Raw genomic sequence first — 21590 nt, 5'->3', positions numbered from 1 at the left:
ACGGAGAACGCCCCGGCAGCCCCTCGCCGATCCGCGCGCCGGACGGGCCGCACCAGCCATTCCGGGGTGCCCGCGGCAGCGAACGGGCGCCGCGCCCCCGGATCCGGAAAGCGCCCCCGGCCACGTACCATGGCCGCATGTCCTTCCTCCGCCGCAACCGCGCCGCCACACCCGCCGGCCCGGACTTCGACGTCCTGGCCATGGATCCGGGGGACTGGCCGGGCAATCTCGGGGCCGGGCTGCTCCCCGCGCCCGACGGCAGCTGCCAGGGCGTCTTCCTCCGCTACGACCTCTTCGGCGGACGCGGCCCCGCAATGATCATCGGGAACCTCCCCGAGGGTTCCCCGGCCCGCGACCTGGCCGACGGCCAGATCCCCTTCGAGGTGGCCCAGCTCCTCGACGCCCTCGAGAACGACGAGGAGGTCGAGGTCACCGGCATCGAGGACTGCCCCGTCATGCAGGGCGACAACCTCCTCATCGTCCGCAAGGTCAAGCTCTCCGAGTCCCGGATCAGCTGCGTGCAGTTCGACCGCAGCGACAACGTCCTCGTGACGATCGCCAGCTGGGACCGGCCCATCAGCGACGACCTGTACGCCCTGCTCAAGCCGCTGCCCGCCGAGCTGTTCCAGCAGGGCTGACCGCCCGGCCGGATCACGCGTCCGCGATGTCGTTCGCCGCGGCGTAGCCGAACGCCATCGCGGGTCCGATCGTCGACCCGGCCCCCGCGTAGCTGCGGCCCATCACCGCCGCGCTCGCATTGCCCGCGGCCCACAGGCCCCGGATCACCGAGCCGTCCGGCCGCAGCGCCCGTGCCCGCGCGTCCGTCACGATGCCGCCCTTCGTCCCCAGGTCGCCCGGCACGATCCGGAAGGCGTGGAAGGGCGGCAGCAGGACCGGGGCCAGGCAGGAGTTCGGGTACACGCCGGGATCCGTGTAGTAGTGGTCGTACGCCGTCCTCCCGCGGCCGAAGTCGGCGTCCGTCCCGCTCCACGCCTGCGCGTTGAACCGGCTCAGCGTCGCCCGCAGCGCCGCCGCCGGTACCCCGATCCGCTCCGCGAGCCCGTCCCACGTCCACGCCGTGCGCACCGCGCCCGACGCGTACCAGGAGTCCGGGAGGGGGAGCGCCGGCAGCACGTCCTTGAACAGGTACTTGTTGCGGTAGTGCTGGTCCACCACCAGCCACGCCGGGATGTGCGAGCCCGGCGCGCCCCGGTCCTTCTCGTACATCATGTGCACCACGTCGCTGTAGGGCGCCGCCTCGTTGACGAACCGCGCCCCCGCCGCGTTCACGATCAGCCCGCCCGGCAGGGTGCGCTCCGCCAGGCAGAAGTACGGCTCCCCGGGCAGCGGGACCGTCGGCCCCCACCAGGCGTCGTCCATCAGGTCCAGCGCCGCTCCGGCCCGCTGCCCGGCTCGGATCCCGTCCCCGGTGTTCTCCCGGGCGCCCACCGACCACTGCGTGCCGATCGGCTGCTGCTGGTACTGGGCCCGCATCGCCGCGTGGTGCTCGAATCCGCCCGAGCCGAGGACGACGCCCCGGCGGGCCCGTACCGTGCCGCGGACGCCGCCCTTCGCCACGACGACTCCGGTGACCGCCCCGCCCTCCGTCACCAGGTCCACCAGGGGGCACTCCAGCCACACCGGTACGCCCGCCTGCGCCAGCCCCGCCCGCAGCCCGGCCGCGAGCGCCTGGCCCATCGTGAGCGGCTTCTCCCCGCGGAGCGCGGCCCGCGTGCCGCGCGCCAGGCACTCGGCGGCGACCGCCGCCCCCCGCGCGTTGACGGTCGCCAGGGTCAGCCACCGGTAGTCCTGGCCGAAGACCACCATCCCGGCGGGGACGGGCATGTAGGGCTGGTTCAGCCGGGCCAGTTCGGAGCCGAGGACGGAGCCGTCGAGCTGGTCGGGTTCGATGGAGCGGCCGTTCGCCATTCCGCCGGGAAGGTCGGGGTAGTAGTCGCTGTAGCCGTCCATGTAGCGGAAGCGGAGCGGGCTGCTGGCCATCACGAAGTCCAGCATCCGCGGCCCGTTCGCCAGGAAGGCAGCCTGCCGGTCCGCCGGCACGGACGGGCCCACGACCGCCGCCAGGTACGCTGCCGCCTTCTGCGGGGTGTCGGGGACGCCTGCGCGCAGGATCACCGAGTTGTTCGGCAGCCAGATCCCCGCGCCGGAGCGCGCCGTGGACCCGCCGAAGGTCGCCGCCTTCTCGACCAGCAGCACGCCGAGCCCCCGCTTGGCGGCGGTCAGCGCGGCCGTCATCCCGGCAGCGCCGGAGCCGACCACGACGACGTCGTACTCGCCGAACACGGGGCCCGTATCGGCCCGCGCCCGGACGGCCGGAAGCCCGGCGGCGAGCGCGCCGGCGCCGGCCCCGGCGAGGACCGCGCGGCGCGACGGATGGGTGGCGGGGCGCGGTTCGGAGGCGGCGCTCGCGGTCATGGCAGGCTCCAAGCGGGTTGCGAAGTCAACTATCTGATGCAATGTCAGAAACTTCTGCGCAGGACCCGGGGAAGTCAAGGCATCCGCACGCCCGCCCGGACGCACGAAATCCCGTGGAGCGCACACCGGTTGTGTGCGCCACGGGATTTTCGTGACGGTGCCGTCCGCCGGCTCTCAGCGGGTCCCGACGGCCGCGCGGACCGCCCTGCGGGCCATGCCGCAGTCGTCGTGCAGGCGGCGCAGCAGCAGCCGCTGCTCCTCGCCCGAGGACAGGGCGCCCGCCGGCAGGGGCTGGTTCGGGGCGGAGGCGGCCATGGACCGCTGCACCGCCGTCTCGCACATCCGGATCTCCCGGGTCAGCACCAGCATCAGATTGACCAGGAACGCGTCCCGCGCCGCCGGACCGGCCGCCTGGGCGAGCCGGCTGATCTGGCCGCGCGCGGCCGGGGCGTCGCCCAGCACCGTCCACAGCGTCGCCAGGTCGTAGCCCGGCAGGTACCAGCCCGCGTGCTCCCAGTCGAGCAGCACCGGCCCGGCCGGTGACAGCAGCAGGTTCGACAGAAGCGCGTCACCGTGGTTGAACTGCCGCTGCACACCCGCCAGTCGCAGCCCGCACAGCAGCTTCTGCAGGTCCCCCAGGTCCCGGTCCGTCAGCAGCCCCAGCTCGTGGTACCGCGCGATCCGCTGCCCGTAGTTCAGCGGGTCCCCGAAGAGATCCGCCGGCGGCCGCCACTGGTTGACCCGGCAGACCGCTCCCAGCGCCGCCCGGAGGTCGGCCCGCGGAGGGGCCTCCACCGGATGCCGCTGGAGTGCCGCGACCCGGCCCGCCATCCGCTCCACCACCAGCGTCCCGTTCTCGGGGTCCGCGGCGATCAGCCGCGGCACCCGGACCGGCGGGCGGTGTCGGACGAACGTCCGGTACGCCGCTATTTCGTGCCGGTACCGCTCGCGCCACTCCGGCGAGTGGTCCAGTAAAACCTTCGCCACGGCGGTCATCCGGCCGGTCGTCCCCACCAGCAGGACCGACCGGCCGCTGCGCCGCAGCACCTGCACCGGAGCGAACTCCGGGCAGATCCGCTGCACCGAGGCCAGCGCGGTGCGCAACTGCGCACCCTGCGGCCCCGACAGGTCGATTCTCCCGCTGAGCGGCTGCGCGGCGGCTCCCGGCATCCGCCGGGCCCGGACGGCGCCGGGAAGCGGCACCGAGGGGCGGGCGGCGTCGAGGTAGGACGCCCCGCCCGCCTGGAGCGTGCGGTGGGGCCGGACCGGGGCGGACACGGAGGACGTTGCTGCATACATGGCGTTGCGGTTCCCTTCGTGCGCCGACGAGATCTGTACGCCGCCCCGCCGGCCCCGGGCTTCGCCCTGGGGAGTTCCGCCCGGCGGCCGGGTCGGGGAGGCGCATTCCTACCTGACACCCTGGCGCGGGTGGCGGACCATCTGGCTGGCCCTGGCGAAGCCTGGCGAATAGTCGCTGGGCATCTGTCGGCGGGCTACTGTCAAACCAGCCGAGAACCTGGGGGCTTGACGTGAGCAAAGGACCAAACACCCGACTGAGCGACCTGTTCGGCCTGGCCGGCTGGTCGAAGGGTGAGCTGGCGAGGATGGTCAACCGGCAGGCGGCCGCGATGGGCCACCACCAGCTGGCCACGGACACCTCGCGGGTGCGGCGGTGGATCGACATGGGGGAGACCCCCCGCGAACCGGTGCCCACCGTCCTGGCAGCCCTGTTCACCGAGCGGCTCGGTCGTGTCGTGACCATCGAGGACCTCGGGTTCGTACGGCAGCGGCGCACCTCCAGGCGGCAGTCGGACGGGGTGAAGGACAACCCCGACGGCATGCCCTGGGCGCCCGAACGCACAGCCGCGGTCCTCACCGAATTCACGGGAATGGACCTCATGCTCAACCGTCGCGGTCTGATGGGCGCGGGAGTGGCGCTCACCGCCGGCTCCGTCCTCACCAACGCCATGTACGACTGGCTGCACACCGACCCGGGTGCGGGCGGCCAGGCCCAGCGCTTCGGCGAACCCTTCAAGGCCGACCCCGCCGGCTTCGACCGGTACGAGGCCGCGCCCGTCGGCGCGGAGGAGATCGAGGCCCTGGAGCGCTCCGTGGAGGTCTTCCGCGCCTGGGACGCCGCCAGAGGCGGCGGCCTGCAACGCAAGGCCGTCGTCGGCCAGTTGAACGAGGTCGGCGGCATGCTGGCGTACCGCCACCCCGACCACCTCCAGCGGCGCCTGTGGGGGGTGGCGGCCAACCTGGCGGTGCTGGCGGGCTGGATGTCCCACGACGTGGGCCTCGAACCCACCGCCCAGAAGTACTTCGTGATCGCCGCGCACGCCGCCCGCGAGGGAGGCGACCGGCCGCGGGCCGGCGAGGCGCTGTCGCGGGCGGCCCGCCAGATGGTGCACCTGGGCAGGCCCGGCGAGGCGCTGGACCTGATGAAGCTGGCCCAGTCCGGATCGGGGGAGGAGACCCTGCCGCGCACCCGGGCGATGCTGCACACCATCGAGGCGTGGGCGCAGGCCGCGATGGGCAAGGGGCAGGCCATGCGGCGCACCCTCGGCGAGGCCGAGGACCTGTTCGTCTCCGACAAGGCCGACGTGCCGCCGCCCTCGTGGATGCAGCACTTCGACGAGGCGGACCTGCACGGCATGCAGGCCCTGGCGTACCGGACGCTGGCCGACCACGAGCCGTCCGCCGCGCCGATCGCCCAGCGGCACGCCCGCGAGGCGCTGCGGCTGCGGGCCGGTGGCCACCAGCGCTCGCAGATCTTCGACTACATCTCCATGGCCTCGGCCTGCTTCATCGCGGACGACCCCGAGCAGGCGGACCGGTACGCGCGCCTCGCGCTCGTCTCCATGAACGAGACCTCCTCGCACCGGACGTGGGACCGCCTGCGGGAGATGTACCGGCTCACCGGCCAGTACGCGGGGTACTCGCGCATCGAGGACCTGCGGGACGAGATCAAGCTGGCCCTGCCCCACAGCCCGGTCCAGCAGACGGTCTAGGGTGCGCCGACCCCCGGACCGTCCCCCTTCTCCTCCGGAGGGCTTTTCCGCAGCCTTCCCGCACCATGACGGAAAGGCCGCGCCAGGGGCGCGGCCTCGGAACGGCCCGGTGTGAGGGACGGCTCTGCTCCGGCGGCCGTCAGGTGCCGATCCTGGCGACAAGGATGCAGGCGTCGCCTTCGCGCCCCTCCCCGCCCAACTCCTCGACGACGATGCGCAGGCAGTCCTGTGCGGATGCGGCCGCGGCGAGCCGCGGAGCGAGTGCCAGGAGCCGCCCGGTGCCGTCCGCCGCGCCGAGGCCGACGTCGTACGGCAGCAGCCCGTCCGTGTGCAGGACGAGCACGTCACCGGCTTCGAGCCGTTCCTCGGCCTGCCCGTAGCCGGCCCCGGACGTGGCGCCCAGAAGCACGCCCTCGGGCGGGGCCAGGGCGCGGCCGGTGCCGGCGCGGAACAGCAGCGGGGCGGGGTGGCCGGCCTGCGCCCAGGACAGGACGCGGCTTCCCGGGTCGTACCGGCAGCAGACGGCCGAGCCGAGCGCGGGCTGCACGGACGCTTCGAGCAGCCGGTTGAGCCAGCCCATCAGGGGGCCTGGCTCGATGCCGGCCATGGCCATGCCGCGGAGGGCCCCCAGCATCATCGCCATGCCGGAGGTGGCGGTGACACCGTGCCCGGTGAGGTCGCCGACCGTCAGGAGGGTGTGCCCGTCGGGGAGTTGCAGGGCGTCGTACCAGTCGCCGCCGATCGGTGCGCCCTCCGCGGACGGGAGGTAGTGCGAGGCGACGTCGAGGGCGCCGGCGGAGTCGTGCGGGAGGCGCAGGGAGGTGCGCCGCGGGGGAAGGACCGCTTCCTGGAGCTCGACCGCGAGCCGGTGCTCGGTCCTGGCGATCTCCCGGCGGTGCCGGAGGGACTCGCGGGACTCGTGCACGGCGCGCCGGCTCCGCCGCAGCTCGCTGACGTCGCGGAAGACGGCCCACATGGAAGCGGTGCAGCCGTCGGAGTCGAGGACGGGCTCCCCCCGCATGTGCAGGGTGCGGACCCGGCCGTCCGCCCGGACGATGCGGAACTCCCCGTCGAGGGGCTTGCCGTCGACGAGGCAGGCGGTGAGCATCGCGGTGAGCAGGGGCTGGTCCTCGGAGAACAGGGTGGAGCCGAGCTCGTCGAGGGGGAGGGGGCCGGCCGCGGGGGAGCGCCCGAAGATCCGGAAGAGCTCCTCCGACCAGCTGGCCTCGTCGGTGAGGAGGTCCCACTCGGCGCTGCCGATGCGGGTCTGCCGGGTGTCCGCCCCGTCCGCGCCGGGGTGCTCCTGCGCCGGGCCGTCTGCGGCCGCGGGCGGGGGCAGGCCCTTCTTGAGCTGGCCCAGTTGGTCGTGCAGGTCGTCGAGCTGGTGCACGGCGAGGTCGCACAGCGCCCGCTGCCAGCGGCCCTGCGCGCCGTCGTCCACGGCGGTGTCGCGGCGCACCGCGTCGAGGCCGCCGCGCAGCCGCCTCGCCTGCGAGATCAGGGCGTCCACCGATCCCGGCTCGGGCGGCTGCGCGGGACGGTCCGCGAACAGATGGGACGGCATGTGCACTCCGATACAGGCGCGGCGCGGCCAGGTCTGAAGCAGAAGGGCCTCTACGACTCTGGCACAGGCGCGAAGGGGCTGTAAGGCGATTGGCAACATCCGTCCCGGTCTTGCTCCTGGCATATGCCCGGGGCTTCCCGGCGGCCCGCCGGGGTGTACGAACGATTCCGGTCACCCCTTGGCGGGCCCCGCCGGGAGCCCCGTCCGTCACACCGTGATCGGCACCGGGTGGATCTCGTTGGCGGGGTGGCCCGTGCGCTCGTGGATCCGCTGGACCGCGTCCGCGGACGGCGCCTCCGACAGGCAGTACACGGTCCCGGACTCGGGGTCGGCCCAAGCCCGCTCGAAGTGCACGTTCTCCTCGGCCTCGATCGCCAGGTCGGCGCGGTGGGCGGCGGACAGCTGCTCCGCCGTGATGCCCTTCATGCCGTGGTGGACGTCCATGTACTTCGTCACCTCTGCACACCTCCTCCGTGCGCTCGGCAAGGACGGCTCTTCTGCTTCCATCGTCCGCCCTTGGCGGGAAAAAGGCGCCGCGGGCGCTCCCGCTCGAAGATGCGGCCGACACGGCTCACCCTGCCGGGGCGCCCCCCCTCGCACAAGGCGCCGGAGTGCGCCGCCGCGCGAGGACCCCCGAACGAAGGACCTCCGCCGGACGCACACGAGCGGCGGTCCGGGGCCCGTGCGGGCGTTCCGCTTCCGCGCACCCCCGGGCCCCCTGCGCTACCCGCCGGTAAGGGCCGGCCGCGGCGGAGCGCCCGCACCACTGCGGAGGGCGCCGCCCGCGCCCCCGCTACGGCACCCTCTCCGCGGCCGCGGCCGACACCGCCCTGCCCGTACCGGCGGCCGCGCCGAAGCAGCGGCAGGACCACGCCCTCGCCGGCAGGCCGGATCGCTCGCGCCATGCCCGGCGGGCTCCCCGTGGCCGCCATCCCCACCGGCGTCGCGAGACCCTCGGCCGGGCACTCGACGCCAAAGCCGCCCTGGACGCCGCCTGGTGGCCCGGCTGCCGACCTCGCCGACGGCGACCGGCTGCGCCCCGTGCAGGAGGCCTGGCTCGAACAGGACGTGTCCCAGTGCCGGTTCTGGCGGCCCGGCCGGATCACGGCCGCCGTCGCGGTGCTGCGGCGCACCGCCGAGCCCGCGGACGGGGACATCGACGCGATCGCCAACACCTGCCGCTGCGGCACCTGTCCGCGCATTGGGAGGCCATCCGCAGCGCCGCCGCGCGCGGGTGAGCGGGAAGGCCCCGGGAACCCCCCGTGGTACCCGGGACCGACGCCCGCACCCCAGCGTAGGCGGGCGGCGTCCGCGGTGCAGGTTCACCACCGCACAGCGAGCCGGCGAGAGCGGTGTCACAGCGCACAGTGGGGGACCGGTGGTTGAATGCGGCGGCGCCACCCGCACCGAACGGAGCCCGCCATCCCGAACCCGCCCGAACCGAACCCGCCGACGGCTCCGCCCGGCCTCCCGCCGATGAGGCCGTCCGGCACCCCGGCACCGGCGCAGAGCCGCTCCGACGACGTCCTGAGAGTCCACCGCCTCGCGCACTCCGGCGGTTCCGCCGCCGTCCTGCGGTGGCTCGGCGCCCGGCTGGGCGGCTGGACCGGCGTGGTCGGCACCGCCGCGGGCCCCGCCGCGCGCGGCGCGGCGGACCCCGGCGCTCCCCGGCTCGCCCTGCGGGGAGCGGCCGAACTCGCCGACCGCGGCGTACGGTCGGCCGTCCTCGACGTCGGCGGATCCACCGCACTGCTGTTCGCCCTCGGGGAGGACCGCGCGCTCGCCGCCGTGCTCTGCTCTCCGCACGACCCGGCCGCCCCGGCACTGCTGGCGGACGCCGCCGTCCCGCTGGCCCTGGTCCTGCGCGCGGAGGAGGCGGAACGGCGCGAGCAGCGGGCCGAACTCGCCGAGTCCCGGGCCCGCGAGGCGGTCCTCCACCTCCTGATGAACGGCCGGCTCTCCACCGCCCACCAGATCGCCGAGGCACTCTCCCCCTCGCTCCCCGAGCCCATGCGGATGTACGTCGTCGCCTGCCGGCCCGGCGAGCGGACCGCCGCCGCCCGGGTGTGCGAGGAACTGACCGGCGGCAGCGCCTGGGTGGTGCGCTGCCCGGTCTACGCGGGCCACCTGATCGTGCTGGTGCCCGCCGGCGGCCCGGACGGGCCCGGCGCCCTCGACGCGGCCCTCGCCGCCGCCGTCCCCGGTGGCGCCGTCGGAGCGAGCGGGGAGCTGCCGCTGCGCGAAGCCCCCGCCGCCTACACTCAGGCCTTCCACGCCCTGGCCGTCGCCGGCGCCCGCCCCGGGCGGCACGCCCGGTTCGGCCCCGGCCCCGAACCCGAGCTGGCGGCCCACGCGGCCGGGGCCGGCTGGGCGGCGGCCGTCCTCGCGCCCCTGCACACGCACCGGCCGCGCCGCCCCCAGGACCCCGGCGCGCAGGAGCTGCGGGCCACCGCCCGGGCCTGGCTTGACTTCGGCCCCCACGCCACCCGGCTGCTGAAGGTCCACCGCAACACCCTGGCGACGCGGCTGCGCCTGATCGAGTCGCTGACCGGGGCCGACCTCTCCCGGCTCGCCGACCAGGCCGCCCTCTCGCTCGCGCTGCGGCTGACCCCCGACGGCCCCCTCGCCGCCCCCGACGGCCCCGGAGCGCCGCCCCCGGACCTCGGCGCGGGCCTGGACGCCGTCCTGCGCCACCCCGACGTGGCCGCCTGGGCCCGCGCCCACCTCGCCCCGCTGGCCGGCCCCGACGCCCCGCCCGGCGCGCACGGGACGGTCCGGGCCTGGCTGCGCCACGACGCCCGCCTGGCCGCGACCGCGGCCGCGCTCGGCATCTCCGTACCCGGTACGCGCAAGCGGCTCGCCCGCACCGAGGCCGTCCTCCAGCGCTCCCTGCTCCGCTCGCCGAGCGCCCGCCACGACCTGTGGCTCGCCCACCGCGCCACCGAACTGGCCGAGCCGGACGAGGTGCCCTGAACCGCTACGGCGCCCTGCGCGGGCGGGGGCGCGGGGGCGGGGCGGGGGCGGTGTGCTGGAGGTACGCCGTGTGGGCCAGGGACAGCTCCACCACGTGCGCCGGGTCGGACAGGGAGCGGCCCGTCAGCTGCTCCAGGCGGCGCAGCCGGTTGGAGACGGTGTTGCGGTGGCAGTACAGGCGCTCCGCGGCCTGCGTCGTCGAGCCCCGGCAGCCCAGCCAGGTGCCCAGCGTGCCCAGCAGCACCCGGCAGTCCTCCGCGGGCAGCGCCAGCACCGGGCCGAGCACCACCTGCCGCAGCCGGTCGGCGAGTTCGGCCTGCGAGGCCACCAGCGCCATCGGCAGCCGCTCGTCGAGCAGCGCCGCGCGGCCGCCCGCCGAGGCCGGGACGGTGCGCAGCGCCAGCGCGGCCAGCCAGCGCGCCCGCGCGACATCGCCGGGCGCCGCCACCACCGGGCTGATGCCCGCGCGCACGCCCAGCGGGGCCAGCAGCTCCCGGAGCGCCTCCAGCGGATGCGGGCCGAGGTCCGCCAGGCCGGTCTCGCCGTCGGAGCGGATCCGCCACAGCACCCGCGGCCCGGCCGCCGCCCCCGGCGGCTCGGCCGGCGCGCCGCCACCGGAGGCGCCGGGGCCGAGGACCACCACCGCGAACCTGCCCCGCTCGGGGAGCCCCAGCTGCGCCGCCGCCTCCGATACCGCCGGGCCGTCGGCGGCGCCCCCGCCGTCCAGCAGGGTGTCCAGCAGGGCCGCACGGCGCTCCCGGTCGCGGTGGCAGCGCGCCGCCTCCGTACGCCGGTACGCCTCCGCCACCGCGTCCGTCATCTGGTCCAGGACGTCCCACAGGACGGACGCGAGCGGCAGCAGCCGGGGCAGCGCGCCCGGGTCGTGCGCCGTGACGGCCTCGGTGAGGGTGTGCCACAGCAGCCGGCCGCCGCGCCGGTAGGTGCGCAGGAGGGAGGCGAGCGGCAGGCCCTGCTCGGCGCGCAGCGTCCCCGTCGCCCGGGCGTCGGCGAGTTCGACCGGCAGCCCGCGCGAGCTGCGGACCAGGCCCTCGACGGACTGCGCGAGGTTGTGGTGGATCCGGTCGCGCAGCTCGCTCCGGCCGAGCAGGGCGGCGTACGCGGGGTCGTCGGCCAGCGTCCGCTCGGCGAGCCGGTCGGCCGTCACGGCGATGCGGCGGGAGAGGTCCTCCCGTATCTCGTCGATGATGATCGGCTCCATGAGCGGCAGGGTGGCACGGAAGCGGGGCCGGGGGACAGGGCCGGTGCGGCCCTTCCGCGGGCCGGTCCGCAAGAGGCGGCCGCCGGACACCCGCCGCGCCGTGATCAGCAATCACGGTCAAAAATTGTCGGGTTCCGGCCAAGGTGTCGCGCGGTTCCGTGCATGTTCCCGCGGAAAATGCCGGAAGGCCCTTGCACGCTGCGGAACTTGAGTAGGTTCCCTCCTGTCGCGCCGAAGGACCGTGCACCTCGCACATTTGGCCGGGAGGGGAGCCTGCGTGCCCGGGATCGACGAATGCCTGCTCGAAGCCATGGCGCTGCCCGGTGCGCGCGGCGCCGCGCTGGTCGACTGGAGCAGCGGGCTGGCCCTGGGCACCGCCGGGGACTCACCGGTCGGGGACCACGAGACCACCGCGGCGGAGACGGCGGAGCTGGCCCGGGCGGCCGCCGAGTACGAGTCGTTCGCGCAGGCGGGCCCCGATGCGGCGCCGGGCGCCCCGGCCGACCGGGGCCAGCCCGTGGAGGACGTGATCGTGACCACCCGCAGCGGCTACCACGTGCTCCGCTTCGTCGAGACCAGCTTCGACAGCAGCGTCTTCCTCCACCTGTGGCTGGACCGCACCGAGGGCAACCTCGCCCTCGCCCGCCACAGACTGAGGGCCCTCGCGGAGGGGCTGGTGCTCAGGTGACCGTCCTCGCCACCGCCGCCGTGTCCCCCCTGCTCACCCGGCTCGCCGCCGAGCGCGCCACCGGCGCCCTGCTCCGCGACCGCGGCACCCTCTTCCTGGAGGACGGCCGCATCGTCCACGCGGAGAGCCCCGCCACCCCCGGCCTCGACGTCCTCCTCACCACCGGCGGCGGCCTCGCCCCCGAACGCTGGCGGGAGGCCGTCGACCGGGCCGGCGCCCGCCGCCAGGTGGCCCGCTTCCTCGTCGACAGCGGCGGCCTCGCCGGCGGCGAACTGGAGATATGCCACCTCGCCGCCATCTTCGACGCAGCCTTCTTCGCCCTCTCCCCGGGCAGCGGCCCCTCCCGGTTCCGCCGTGGCGCCACCCACTGGATCGGCTCCGTCCGCTCCGTCCCGGCCGCGGCCGTCGAGCGCGAGACACGCCGTCGGCGGGAGCTGCTCGACGCGGTGTGGCCCTACCCGCAGCTCGACACCTCCCCGGTGGTGCCCCGCGCGGCCGCCCCCGGCCAGACCGTCACGGCCCGCCAGCGCGCCCTCCTCGCGCAGGCGGACGGCCTGCGGACACCGGCGGACCTGGCCTGGGTGCTGGGCCGGCCTGCCTTCCACACCCTCCTCGACGTGCGGCGGCTGGCCGCGGCCGGACTGGTGGAGACCCCGCTCGCACCGGTCCGGGCCGAGCGCGCCGCGACCACCCTGCCCGACTGGATGACCGACACCCAATCCCCGGACGTGGCGCTGCTCCGCCGGTTACGCGACGCACTGGAGGCAAGCCTGTGAGGCTCCCGCTGCGACCGGCTCTGCGCTCCGAGCGCACCGACCGCTCCGAGCGCACCGACCGCGCCGAGCGGAGTCAGCCCGAAAGGAGAAGAGCCGACATGAGCACGGCGATGGTGCCCGCCGAGGCAGAAGCCGAGATACTCGCCGAGCTCCGCCGGCTCCGAGCCCGGGTCCCGCAGCTCAGCGGCGCCCTGGCCGGCAGCTCCGACGGGCTCGTCCTCGCCCAGGACAGCGCCGCCACCGAGGTCGAGGCCGTCGCGGCCCTGACCGCGGCCGCCCTCGGGGTGGCCCAGCGGCTCAGCGACAGCACCGGGCAGGGCGGATTCCGCGAACTGCTCGTCCGCGGCGAGCACGGCTACGTGGCCACCTACGCGGCCGGTGAGGCCGCCGTCCTCACCCTCATCGCGGAGCCCCGCGTCAACGTGGGCCGGCTGCACCTCGAAGCCCGCCGCTCCAGCCTCCGCATAGCGGAGCTGCTCGACCACACCCTGGCCCGCCGGGTCGCGGCCACCGCCCCGCCCCGGCCCCCGCTGCCGCCCGCGCTCCCGCCGGCGCGGCCGGGTCCGGCCGGCTGATCCGCATGAAGCACCCCACCACCCGAAGAAAGAGGAACACACCGTGAACGTCGAAACCGCGCTCAAGGAAGCGACCACCGTGATCGACGGCGCGATCGGCGCCGCCCTCGTCGACTACGGAAGCGGCATGGCGCTCGGCACCGTCGGCGGCGGCAAGGAGCTCGACCTCGGCGTCGCCGCGGCAGGCAACACCGACGTGGTCCGCGCGAAGGTCCGCACGATGGAGATGCTCGGCCTCAACGACGAGATCGAGGACATCCTGATCACCCTGGGCGGCCAGTACCACCTGATCCGGCTGATGAAGGGGCGCGGCTCCTCGGGCTTCTTCCTCTACCTCGCGCTGGACCGCGGCCGCGCCAACCTGGCCATGGCCCGGCACCAGCTGAAGAAGATCGAGGGAGAGCTCGAAATCTGACCCGGGATTCGGTCGGACACCGACGCCGAGGCGGCGGGCGGCGGAATTCTTTGCCGTCCGTCCCGACGGACCAAGGGATATGTCCAGGATGGGGGGACTTTATCATCCTGTAACCGAGTAGGATGCTCTCACCTACTGATCATCCCAAGAGCTTTCCCACGCTGGAGAACCCGCACCCCATGCCCCCGCGCCTGAGCATCGTCGTCCCCGTCTACAACGTCGAGCTCTACCTCGACGAGTGCCTGGAGTCCATCGCCGCCCAGACGTTCGCCGACTTCGAGTGCATCCTGGTCGACGACGGTTCCACGGACAACAGCGCCGCCATCGCCAAGGCGTTCGCCGCGCGGGACAAGCGGTTCCGGGTGGTCATGCAGGAGAACGCCGGCCTCGGCGCCGCCCGCAACGTCGGCGCCCGGCACCTCACCGACGGCACCGAGTACCTGGCGTTCGTCGACAGCGACGACACCATGCCCGACTACGCGTACGAGCGGCTCATCGCCGCCCTCGACGAGACCGGCTCCGACTTCGCCGGCGGCAACGTCAAGCGCTTCCGCTCCGTCGGCATGCAGCAGTCCTGGGGCCACCGGGCGGCCTTCGCCAGGACGCAGCTGAAGACCCACATCTCCAAGTTCCCCGCGCTCGTCACCGACCGCACCGCCTGGAACAAGGTCTACCGGCGCAGCTTCTGGGACGAGCACGGCTTCCAGTACCCCGAGGGCATCCTCTACGAGGACGCCCCCGTCAGCATCCCCGCGCACTACTTCGCCACCAGCGTCGACATCCTGAGCGACTGCGTCTACCACTGGCGCGTCCGCGAGACCGGTGAGCGCTCCATCACCCAGCGCTCCACCGACCCGGTCTCCGTCATCGACCGCGTCACCTCCGTCCGCCTGGTCCGCGAGTCCCTCAAGGCCAAGCAGGGCGCGAAGTACGCCCGCTACCTGCGCGACTACGACCACAACGTGCTGAGCGAGGAGCTCCCGCTCATCTACAAGTACGTCGGCGAGGGCGGCCCCGAGTTCCGCGCCGCGTTCGTCGAGCACGTCGGCGGCCTCATCAAGGAGATCGGCCCCGAGCCGTGGCCGAACCTGACCGTCGCCGACCGCCTCAAGGCGTACCTGGCCGCCGAGGGCCGCGTGGAGGACTTCATCGCCCTCTGCCACCACCAGCGCGACTACGACTACAGCGTGCCCGTCAAGGGCCTCGCCCGCCCGCAGGCCGACTACCCCTTCCTGCAGGGCCGCCCGCCGGTGCCCGCCAGGCTCCTCACCCTCGGCACCCGCGAGCGCCGCGTCGTCAGCCGCCTGGAGCAGGCCGTCTGGAAGGACGGCAAGCTGCTCCTGCGCGGCTACGCGATCCCCGGCCACCTCGGCGCCGAGAACCGCCTCGCCTCCCGCAAGGCGCTGGTCTTCCGCGAGGGAGGCAAGCGCCGCCGCACCGTCGTCGGGGCCCGCACCGTCGCCTCCCCGATGGCCACCGTCAACGCCCCGCACCTGGCCCTGCGCCATGCCGACTGGGCCGGCTTCGCCGCCGTCGTCGACCCGAGCGTCTTCCAGTCCGGCGGCAAGTGGCGCGACGGCATATGGACCACCTCCATCGCCGTCACCGGCCCCGGCGGCCTCCACCGCGCCCGCCTCAAGGGCGGCGAGTCCGACAGCGGGCAGAACCCGCCCTCCCACTGGGTGGCCCCGGACGTCCGGATCCTCCCCGACGCCAAGGGCGCCCTGACCATCCAGGTCGAGGTCGTCCGCGCCCGCGCCCTCGACGTCCGCCCCAGCGGCGACGACGCCCTCGAGATCGCCGGCGAGCTCGCCGCCGGCATCAGCGGCGCCACCCTGCGCGCGGAGCACGTCTCCACCGGCACCGTCGCCGCCTTCCCGATCGAGACCGGCACCCCCCGCGGCGGACGCACCCCGTTCACCGTCCGCGTGCCGCTGGCCGACCTCGCCGCCGTACCGGACGCGGAGACCGGGCCCGGCGAATGGGTCCCCGAGCCGTGGAGCCTCTCCGTCACCGGAGCCGACGGCCGCGAGCACCGCCTCGCGCACGACGAGCGCGGCGGCTTCCCCGGCCTCGTCCTGCCCCTGCCCGGCGGGGACGCCGGCCGGTCCGTCTACGCCAAGCGCGGCAACACCGGCCACCTCACCCTGTCCGTGCAGCCCTCGCCGCCGCTCGTCGACACGGTCTCGGCCCAGGACGGCACCGTCACGCTGACCGGCCGCTTCACCGCCCCGACCGACGAGCCGTACGAACTGGTCTTCCACGACGCCCGCGGCACCGAGTTCAGCTACCCCGTCACCCGGGACGGCGACCGCTTCGAGGCGGCCTTCGCGCCCCTCCTCCCCGAGCCGTACGCGGGCCGCACCACCCTGCCCAGCGGCCGCTGGTGGCCCACCCTGCGCCCCGTCTCCGAGGGCGGCACCACCGCCGGCCTGCTCGGCGTCGACCGCGGCGCCCCGGTCCAGTTCGCGCCGACCGCGCTGCACCTCGGCCCCGTCGCCCTCTCCGCCGAGGGCCGCCGGATGCGCGTCGAGGCCCGCTTCCACGACCGCATGGTGCTCGTCTCCGACCCGATGCTCAGCCCGCACGACCGCTCCCGGTACGCCCAGCGCGTCCTGCGCTTCGAGACCTACCCGGAGCGCCGCTCCCTTCCGCTGAAGGACGTCGTCGTCTACGACGTCTTCCAGGGCAACGGCGCCGGCGACTCGCCCCGGGCCATCCACGAGGAGCTCCTGCGGCGCGGCGAGAAGCTCGACCACGTCTGGCTGGTCCGCGACGGCCGCGCCGAGGTCCCGCCGACCGCCCGCGCCGTCCAGCACGACAGCGTCGAGGCCTGGGACGCCCTGGCCCGCGCCCGCTACTACGTCGTGAACGACAGCGTGCCGCGCCGCTTCCGGCGCCGCCCGGGCCAGGTCGTCGTCCAGACCTGGCACGGCACGCCGATCAAGGAGATCGGCCACGACTTCATCCACGACTACTACACGAGCCCCGACATCCTCGAGGGCCTGGAGCACGACAGCGCCCAGTGGACGCTGCTCGCCTCCCCGAGCTCGTACGCGACCCCGATCCTCAAGCGGGCCCTCGGCTACGAGGGCGAGGTCATCGAGTCCGGCGCCCCCCGCACCGACGCGCTGGTCCGCCCCGACGCCGGGCGGATCGCCGAGGTCCGGCGCCGGCTGGGCCTGCCCGAGGGCAAGAAGGTCGTCCTGTACATGCCGACCTGGCGGGAGAACCGCGAGGACTGGTCCGGCGGCTACAAGCTCGACCTGCAGATCGACCTCGACGCGGCGCGCCGCGAGCTCGGCGAGGACCACGTCCTGCTCGTCCGCGGCCACCACCACGTCACCGAGCAGGTCCGCGACAGCGCCCGCGACGGCTTCGTCGTCGACGTCTCCCGCTGGCCCGACGCGACGGACCTGCTGCTCGTCGCCGACGTACTGGTCTCGGACTACTCCTCCGTCCTCTTCGACTTCGCGCTGACCGACCGGCCGATCCTGCTCTTCGCCTACGACCTGGAGCACTACCGGTCCACGCTGCGCGGCTTCAACTTCGACCTGGCGGAGAAGGCCCCCGGCCCGCTCCTGGAGGACTCGGCCGCCCTCGTCGAGGCGATCCGCGGCGCCGACGCCCTCAGCGAGCAGTTCAAGGAGGCGCGCGCCGCCTTCCGCGCCGAGTTCTGCGACCTGGACGACGGCCGCGCCGCCGAGCGCGTCGTCGACCGGATGCTCGCGAAGGGCGCCGCCGGAGAGGCGTAGGCAGTCCGAACGGGTGCATTCCGGGCACCCGGCGCACCCGGCCCCGGGCCACCGATGAGTTCGGGGCTCGGGGCCGGTCTACAAGGGAAGCAGGACGGCGCCGACCGGGCGCCCCCGCGTACCCTCCCGGAGGCAGTCATGAGCAGCAAGGGCTTCACCACGTGCCTGTGGTTCGACGGGGAGGCCGAGGCCGCCGCCGCGTACTACACGTCCGTCTTCAAGGACGGCCGGATCGGCAGGACGGCCCACTACACGGACGCCGTGCCCGACCGGGCCGGCGAGGTGCTCACCGTCGAGTTCGAGATCAACGGGCAGAAGTTCGTCGGCCTCAACGGCGGCCCCGAGTTCCGCTTCTCCGAGGCGATCTCCTTCCAGATCCACTGCGACGACCAGGCCGAGGCGGACCGCTACTACGACACGCTGGTCGGCGACGGCGGCGAGGAGTCGGCCTGCGGCTGGGTCAGGGACCGGTTCGGGGTGTCCTGGCAGGTCATCCCGCCCGGGGTCATCGACCTGGTCACCGACGCGGACCCGGGCCGGGCGGCCCGCGCCACCGCCGCCATGCTGGAGATGAAGCGGCTGGACGCGGCGGAGCTGCGGCGGGCCGCCGACGCCGCCTGAACGGCGGGGGAGGCCCGGCGCCGGTCAGCCGGCGAGCGCCGCGAGGAGCGCCGGCAGGGCCGTCCCGATCGGCTCCCGCACCACCTCGTCCGCGAGCGCGTCGTACGGGGTCTCCTCCGCGTTCACGATGACCAGCCGGGCGCCGGCCTCGGCGGCCATCCCGGCCAGCGAGGCGGCCGGCTGCACCTGGAGCGTCGAGCCGACGGCGAAGAACACCGTGCAGTTCCTGGCGACGGCCACGGCCTGCGCCAGCACCTCGGGGTCCAGCCGCTGGCCGAACATCACCGTCGCCGGCTTCAGGATGCCCCCGCACGCCGTGCAGGCGGGGTCCGCCTCGCCCGCGGCGACCCGGGCCAGCGCCTCGTCCATCGGCGTGCGGGCGGCGCAGGCCGTGCACACCACGGCCCGGGCGGTGCCGTGCAGCTCGAGCACCTTCCGCGGCGGCATGCCGGCCAGCTGGTGCAGCCCGTCCACGTTCTGCGTGATCACGCGCACCGGGACGCCGCTCCGCTCCAGCGAGGCCACGGCCAGGTGGGCGGCGTTCGGCCGGGGCCGGAGCGCCCCGACCTCGGCGCGCATCCGCCAGGACCGGCGGCGGACCTCCGGATCGGCCATGTAGTGCTCGTACGTGACGAGCCTCTCGGCCTCCGGGTCGCGGCGCCACAGCCCCTGCGGCCCCCGGTAGTCGGGGATCCCGGAGTCCGTGGAGACCCCGGCCCCGGTGAACACTGCGACGAGCGGCTTTCCCATGCGGCGACCCTACGGACGGCGCCGGGCCGCCCGCGACCGGATTTCGCCGGGCAGGGCCGTTTCCGCGGTGAATCCCGCCCTCCACCGGAGTGAGATCCGGGCCCCGCCCCTGCCCGGGCCCCGGGCCGCCGGTTACACATCCCGTATGAAGCTCATGCCGTACGGCCTCGGCGCCGCGCTCTCCGCCCTGCTCGTGCTCCCCGCGGCCGCCCCGGCCTCCGCGTCCGCCCCCGCCGATCCGGGCCCGGCGGCCGCCGCAGGCCACAGCCCCACGGCCATCGGCGCCTTCCTCACCGACTTCTACGGCGAGCACGGCCCCTCCGAGCGGGACCGGGAGCTGCGGGTCTCCCAGCACCTGAAGGACAGACAGGCCCACCACGCCGACCTGGACATCCTGCTGTGCGCCCGCGCCGAACCACGGGCCATCGGCGTCGGCCCGGTCACCGTGGCCCCGGGTGCCGGCATCGGCTGGGCGCCCGTCACCACGTACTGGGGCGAGGACCGGACGGACACGTTCACGGCGTACGTACGCCTGGACTCGCGGCCGATCAAGCTGGACGACGTCGTCTGCGCGGGCTGACGGAGCGCGCGCGGACCGGCGGACCTCCGGGGGCCTCCGGGGCGGCTGCGGGCGTTCCGCCCCTTCTGCTACAACACGGGACATGACGGGATTCGAGATCACCGGCGCGAGCGGCGCCGACATGGAGCTCATCCGCACCTGGGCCGACGCGGAGGGCTGGAACCCGGGCGACACCGACAGGTTCGCGTTCGCGGTCGCCGATCCGGCGGGCTTCCTCGTGGGCAGGCTCGACGGCGTGCCGGTGGCCTGTATCTCGGCCGTTCGCTACGGAGCCGGCTTCGGGTTCATCGGCTTCTACATCGTCCGCCCCGAGTTCCGCGGCCGCGGCTACGGCCTGCAGGTGTGGCAGGCCGGGATGAAGCGGCTCGACGGGCGGCTCGTCGGCCTCGACGGGGTCGTCGAGCAGCAGGACAACTACCGCAGGTCCGGATTCCTGCCGGCCTGGAACAACGTCCGCCACGAGGGCCGGCCGCGGCCCGGCGGGGGCGGCCCCGCGGGCGGCGCCACCGCCGGGTTCGAACTGGTGGACGCCGCCTCGCTGCCGTTCGAGCAGCTCGCCGGCTACGACCGGCGGTTCTTCCCCGAGGCCCGCGACGGCTTCCTCGCCGCCTGGACCGGACTGCCCGGCCGCACCGCTCTCGCCGCGGTCCGCGACGGCCGTGTCGAGGGCCTCGGCGTGGTCCGGCCGTGCAGCGGCGCCGCCCGGATCGGCCCCCTCTACGCGGCCGGCCCGGACATCGCGGCCGCCCTGCTGCACGCGCTCGCGGAGCACACCCGGGACGGGGCCGTCGCCGTGGACGTGCCCGACGCCAACGGCACGGCCACTGCCCTGCTCGCCGGGCTGGGCATGGAGCCCGTCTTCGAGGCCGCCCGCATGTACACGGGGCCCGCCCCGCGGATCGACATGGCCGGCCTGTACGGGGTGACGAGCCTGGAGCTCGGGTGACCGGCGGCGGGGGCCGGACGGCGGTCGCACGGCGCCGCCCGGCCCCCGCCGGGAGCGGAGGCGGCCGTCAGAAGGCGAACAGCGCGCTGCTGGTGTGGTACAGGCCGCAGGGGTTGGCGAAGGTGTGCGCGTAGCTGAACTTGCGGCCCTTCCACACGCCCTCCGCGGTGACCGTCAGCGGGTTCCACTCGCGCGTGCAGTCGATGCCCGGGCCGGGCTCGACGATCCTGTCGAGGTGTGCGGAGTGCCGGCGCATGTCGGCGCAGGCGCGCGCGGGGGAGGGGTGCGTTCCGCGTGCCTTGGGGGCACAGCTCAGGGTGACCGCGCGCTGGACCGTCCCGTACGCGGGGTCCTCCCCGGCGGTGACGGCGAGGACGAGGGCGGAGGGCGCGTACATGCTCTCCGTACCGGTCGGCGCGGCGTCCGCCGCCCCGGGCCAGGCCAGCGCGGTGACCGCGGTGAGCGCCATGGCGGCGGAACCGAGGCCGAGACTCCGTGCGATGGACCGCATTGCGAACTCCTTCGGATGGTTGCTTCGGATAGCGGACAGGAGTCTTGCCGACACGCGCCGTGAACGCCCGTTCGCACCGTGATTTTCCGTCACCGTTCGTGAGCGAGTGTATGCAGCCCGAAGTGGTCGGGGGTGGACTGACCTGTGGGGGAGCGCGGCGCGGAATCGGCCGAACACACACGCTGAAACGTTTCCCGAACGGCGTGTCCGGCCGCTCCCGGGCGGTCGCGGAGGGCGCGGGGGCTACTGGACGGCCGACGCCGCGCGCGGCGCGTACATGTCCAGCAGCCGTGTGCGGGTCTGCTGCAGGCGCAGGGCGAGGACCCGCCCCACCCAGTGCCCGACCGCGGACCCGAACGCCGGGTCGGCGTCCATCGTCATCCGCACGGCGGTCGCGTCGAACTCGTACGCCCGCACCGGGGTCATCGCCTCCGCGCTCAGCTGCCACACGTACGGCGGGAACAGCCAGGACCAGCCGACGAGCTCCCCGGGCCCGAGGTTCTCGATCGGCGTCGGCCGCCGCCCCCCGGGCACCGGGGTCTGGAGGGTGACCGTGCCGGAGCGCACGATCCAGAACGCCTCGGACGGCGATCCCTCCTCGAAGATCCGGGCGCCTTCGGGGAAGTTGACCTCCACGGCGTGGGACATCAGCCGGCCGCGGTGCTCGGCGGAGAGGACTGCGGCGATCCGGACAGGGGATGGTGTGCTCACGACGGCCTCCGATCAGGGCCCCCCGCTCTCCCCAGTGTCGCCGACGACCCCCGGAATCC

Annotated in this window: 20 protein-coding genes; 12 read left to right on the top strand and 8 right to left on the bottom strand. The window is 74.8% G+C overall.

Features of this window, described 5'->3' with window-relative positions; all coding sequences use genetic code 11:
• Positions 1–137: 137 nt before the first annotated feature.
• A complete protein-coding gene (locus ACZ462_RS18740; protein WP_467804339.1) occupies positions 138–638 on the top strand; it encodes a hypothetical protein in 501 nt (166 codons plus the stop codon).
• 13 nt (positions 639–651) lie between these two features.
• On the opposite strand, the gene kstD is transcribed toward ACZ462_RS18740, so the two are convergent.
• Together kstD and ACZ462_RS18730 are read right to left on the bottom strand one after the other, a co-directional pair.
• Positions 652–2436 (bottom strand): 3-oxosteroid 1-dehydrogenase, encoded by a 1785-nt coding sequence (gene kstD, locus ACZ462_RS18735; RefSeq protein WP_467804341.1) that lies wholly within the window; start codon positions 2434–2436, stop codon positions 652–654.
• A gap of 174 nt (positions 2437–2610) precedes the next feature.
• Positions 2611–3735 carry an aminoglycoside phosphotransferase family protein gene (locus ACZ462_RS18730; RefSeq protein WP_467804342.1) on the bottom strand — a complete coding sequence of 375 codons (1125 nt, stop codon included), beginning with the start codon at positions 3733–3735 and terminating at the stop codon, positions 2611–2613.
• Positions 3736–3965: 230 nt separating this feature from the next.
• Between ACZ462_RS18730 and ACZ462_RS18725 the strand changes: the two genes are divergently transcribed.
• Entirely contained in the window at positions 3966–5447 is a 1482-nt protein-coding gene (locus tag ACZ462_RS18725; RefSeq protein WP_467804343.1) for a DNA-binding protein NsdB, read from the top strand.
• Between the two features lie 139 nt (positions 5448–5586).
• On the opposite strand, the gene ACZ462_RS18720 is transcribed toward ACZ462_RS18725, so the two are convergent.
• Both ACZ462_RS18720 and ACZ462_RS18715 read right to left on the bottom strand, forming a co-directional pair.
• Complete coding sequence (locus ACZ462_RS18720; protein WP_467804345.1) at positions 5587–7011, bottom strand: PP2C family protein-serine/threonine phosphatase; 1425 nt, start codon at positions 7009–7011, stop codon at positions 5587–5589.
• Positions 7012–7218: 207 nt separating this feature from the next.
• Positions 7219–7467, bottom strand: coding sequence for an SCO4226 family nickel-binding protein (locus ACZ462_RS18715; protein ID WP_467804346.1), 249 nt, complete (start codon positions 7465–7467; stop codon positions 7219–7221).
• Between the two features lie 99 nt (positions 7468–7566).
• Between ACZ462_RS18715 and ACZ462_RS18710 the strand changes: the two genes are divergently transcribed.
• Together ACZ462_RS18710 and ACZ462_RS18705 are read left to right on the top strand one after the other, a co-directional pair.
• Positions 7567–8397, top strand: a complete 831-nt coding sequence (locus tag ACZ462_RS18710; protein WP_468252462.1) for a 2Fe-2S iron-sulfur cluster-binding protein — start codon at positions 7567–7569, stop codon at positions 8395–8397.
• Positions 8398–8487: 90 nt separating this feature from the next.
• Positions 8488–9984, top strand: coding sequence for a helix-turn-helix domain-containing protein (locus ACZ462_RS18705; RefSeq protein WP_467804348.1), 1497 nt, complete (start codon positions 8488–8490; stop codon positions 9982–9984).
• Positions 9985–9988: 4 nt separating this feature from the next.
• Here the strand turns inward: ACZ462_RS18705 and ACZ462_RS18700 are convergent, their stop codons facing one another.
• Positions 9989–11203, bottom strand: coding sequence for a PucR family transcriptional regulator (locus ACZ462_RS18700; protein WP_467804350.1), 1215 nt, complete (start codon positions 11201–11203; stop codon positions 9989–9991).
• Between the two features lie 277 nt (positions 11204–11480).
• Between ACZ462_RS18700 and ACZ462_RS18695 the strand changes: the two genes are divergently transcribed.
• From ACZ462_RS18695 to ACZ462_RS18670, 6 genes are all read left to right on the top strand, one after another.
• Positions 11481–11891 carry a hypothetical protein gene (locus ACZ462_RS18695; RefSeq protein WP_467804351.1) on the top strand — a complete coding sequence of 137 codons (411 nt, stop codon included), beginning with the start codon at positions 11481–11483 and terminating at the stop codon, positions 11889–11891.
• The gene (locus tag ACZ462_RS18690; protein ID WP_467804352.1) at positions 11888–12667 is read left to right on the top strand and encodes a transcriptional regulator; all 780 of its coding nucleotides are present in this window, start codon (positions 11888–11890) and stop codon (positions 12665–12667) included. Before ACZ462_RS18695 ends, ACZ462_RS18690 begins: the two co-directional genes overlap by 4 nt.
• Before the next feature lie 110 nt (positions 12668–12777).
• The gene (locus tag ACZ462_RS18685) at positions 12778–13242 is read left to right on the top strand and encodes a roadblock/LC7 domain-containing protein (protein ID WP_467804405.1); all 465 of its coding nucleotides are present in this window, start codon (positions 12778–12780) and stop codon (positions 13240–13242) included.
• A 43-nt stretch (positions 13243–13285) separates the two neighbouring features.
• Complete coding sequence (locus ACZ462_RS18680) at positions 13286–13657, top strand: hypothetical protein (protein WP_467804353.1); 372 nt, start codon at positions 13286–13288, stop codon at positions 13655–13657.
• Positions 13658–13836: 179 nt separating this feature from the next.
• A complete protein-coding gene (locus tag ACZ462_RS18675) occupies positions 13837–17412 on the top strand; it encodes a bifunctional glycosyltransferase/CDP-glycerol:glycerophosphate glycerophosphotransferase (protein WP_467804354.1) in 3576 nt (1191 codons plus the stop codon).
• 138 nt (positions 17413–17550) lie between these two features.
• Positions 17551–18033: a VOC family protein gene (locus tag ACZ462_RS18670; RefSeq protein ID WP_467804355.1), complete on the top strand. Its 483-nt coding sequence runs from the start codon at positions 17551–17553 to the stop codon at positions 18031–18033.
• A gap of 24 nt (positions 18034–18057) precedes the next feature.
• On the opposite strand, the gene ACZ462_RS18665 is transcribed toward ACZ462_RS18670, so the two are convergent.
• Positions 18058–18783, bottom strand: coding sequence for an SIR2 family NAD-dependent protein deacylase (locus ACZ462_RS18665; RefSeq protein WP_467804357.1), 726 nt, complete (start codon positions 18781–18783; stop codon positions 18058–18060).
• A 145-nt stretch (positions 18784–18928) separates the two neighbouring features.
• Between ACZ462_RS18665 and ACZ462_RS18660 the strand changes: the two genes are divergently transcribed.
• Complete coding sequence (locus ACZ462_RS18660) at positions 18929–19363, top strand: hypothetical protein (RefSeq protein WP_467804358.1); 435 nt, start codon at positions 18929–18931, stop codon at positions 19361–19363.
• An 82-nt stretch (positions 19364–19445) separates the two neighbouring features.
• On the top strand, positions 19446–20309 hold the full coding sequence (locus ACZ462_RS18655; RefSeq protein WP_467804359.1) for a GNAT family N-acetyltransferase: 864 nt from the start codon (positions 19446–19448) through the stop codon (positions 20307–20309).
• Positions 20310–20376: 67 nt separating this feature from the next.
• Here the strand turns inward: ACZ462_RS18655 and ACZ462_RS18650 are convergent, their stop codons facing one another.
• Together ACZ462_RS18650 and ACZ462_RS18645 are read right to left on the bottom strand one after the other, a co-directional pair.
• Positions 20377–20820 carry a subtilase-type protease inhibitor gene (locus ACZ462_RS18650; RefSeq protein WP_467804360.1) on the bottom strand — a complete coding sequence of 148 codons (444 nt, stop codon included), beginning with the start codon at positions 20818–20820 and terminating at the stop codon, positions 20377–20379.
• 243 nt (positions 20821–21063) lie between these two features.
• Positions 21064–21531 carry a Crp/Fnr family transcriptional regulator gene (locus ACZ462_RS18645; protein ID WP_185902570.1) on the bottom strand — a complete coding sequence of 156 codons (468 nt, stop codon included), beginning with the start codon at positions 21529–21531 and terminating at the stop codon, positions 21064–21066.
• Positions 21532–21590: the final 59 nt, after the last annotated feature.

The sequence above is a fragment of the Streptomyces sp. NPDC031121 genome, assembly GCF_055570615.1.
This window is presented reverse-complemented; position numbering and strand designations above follow the sequence as displayed.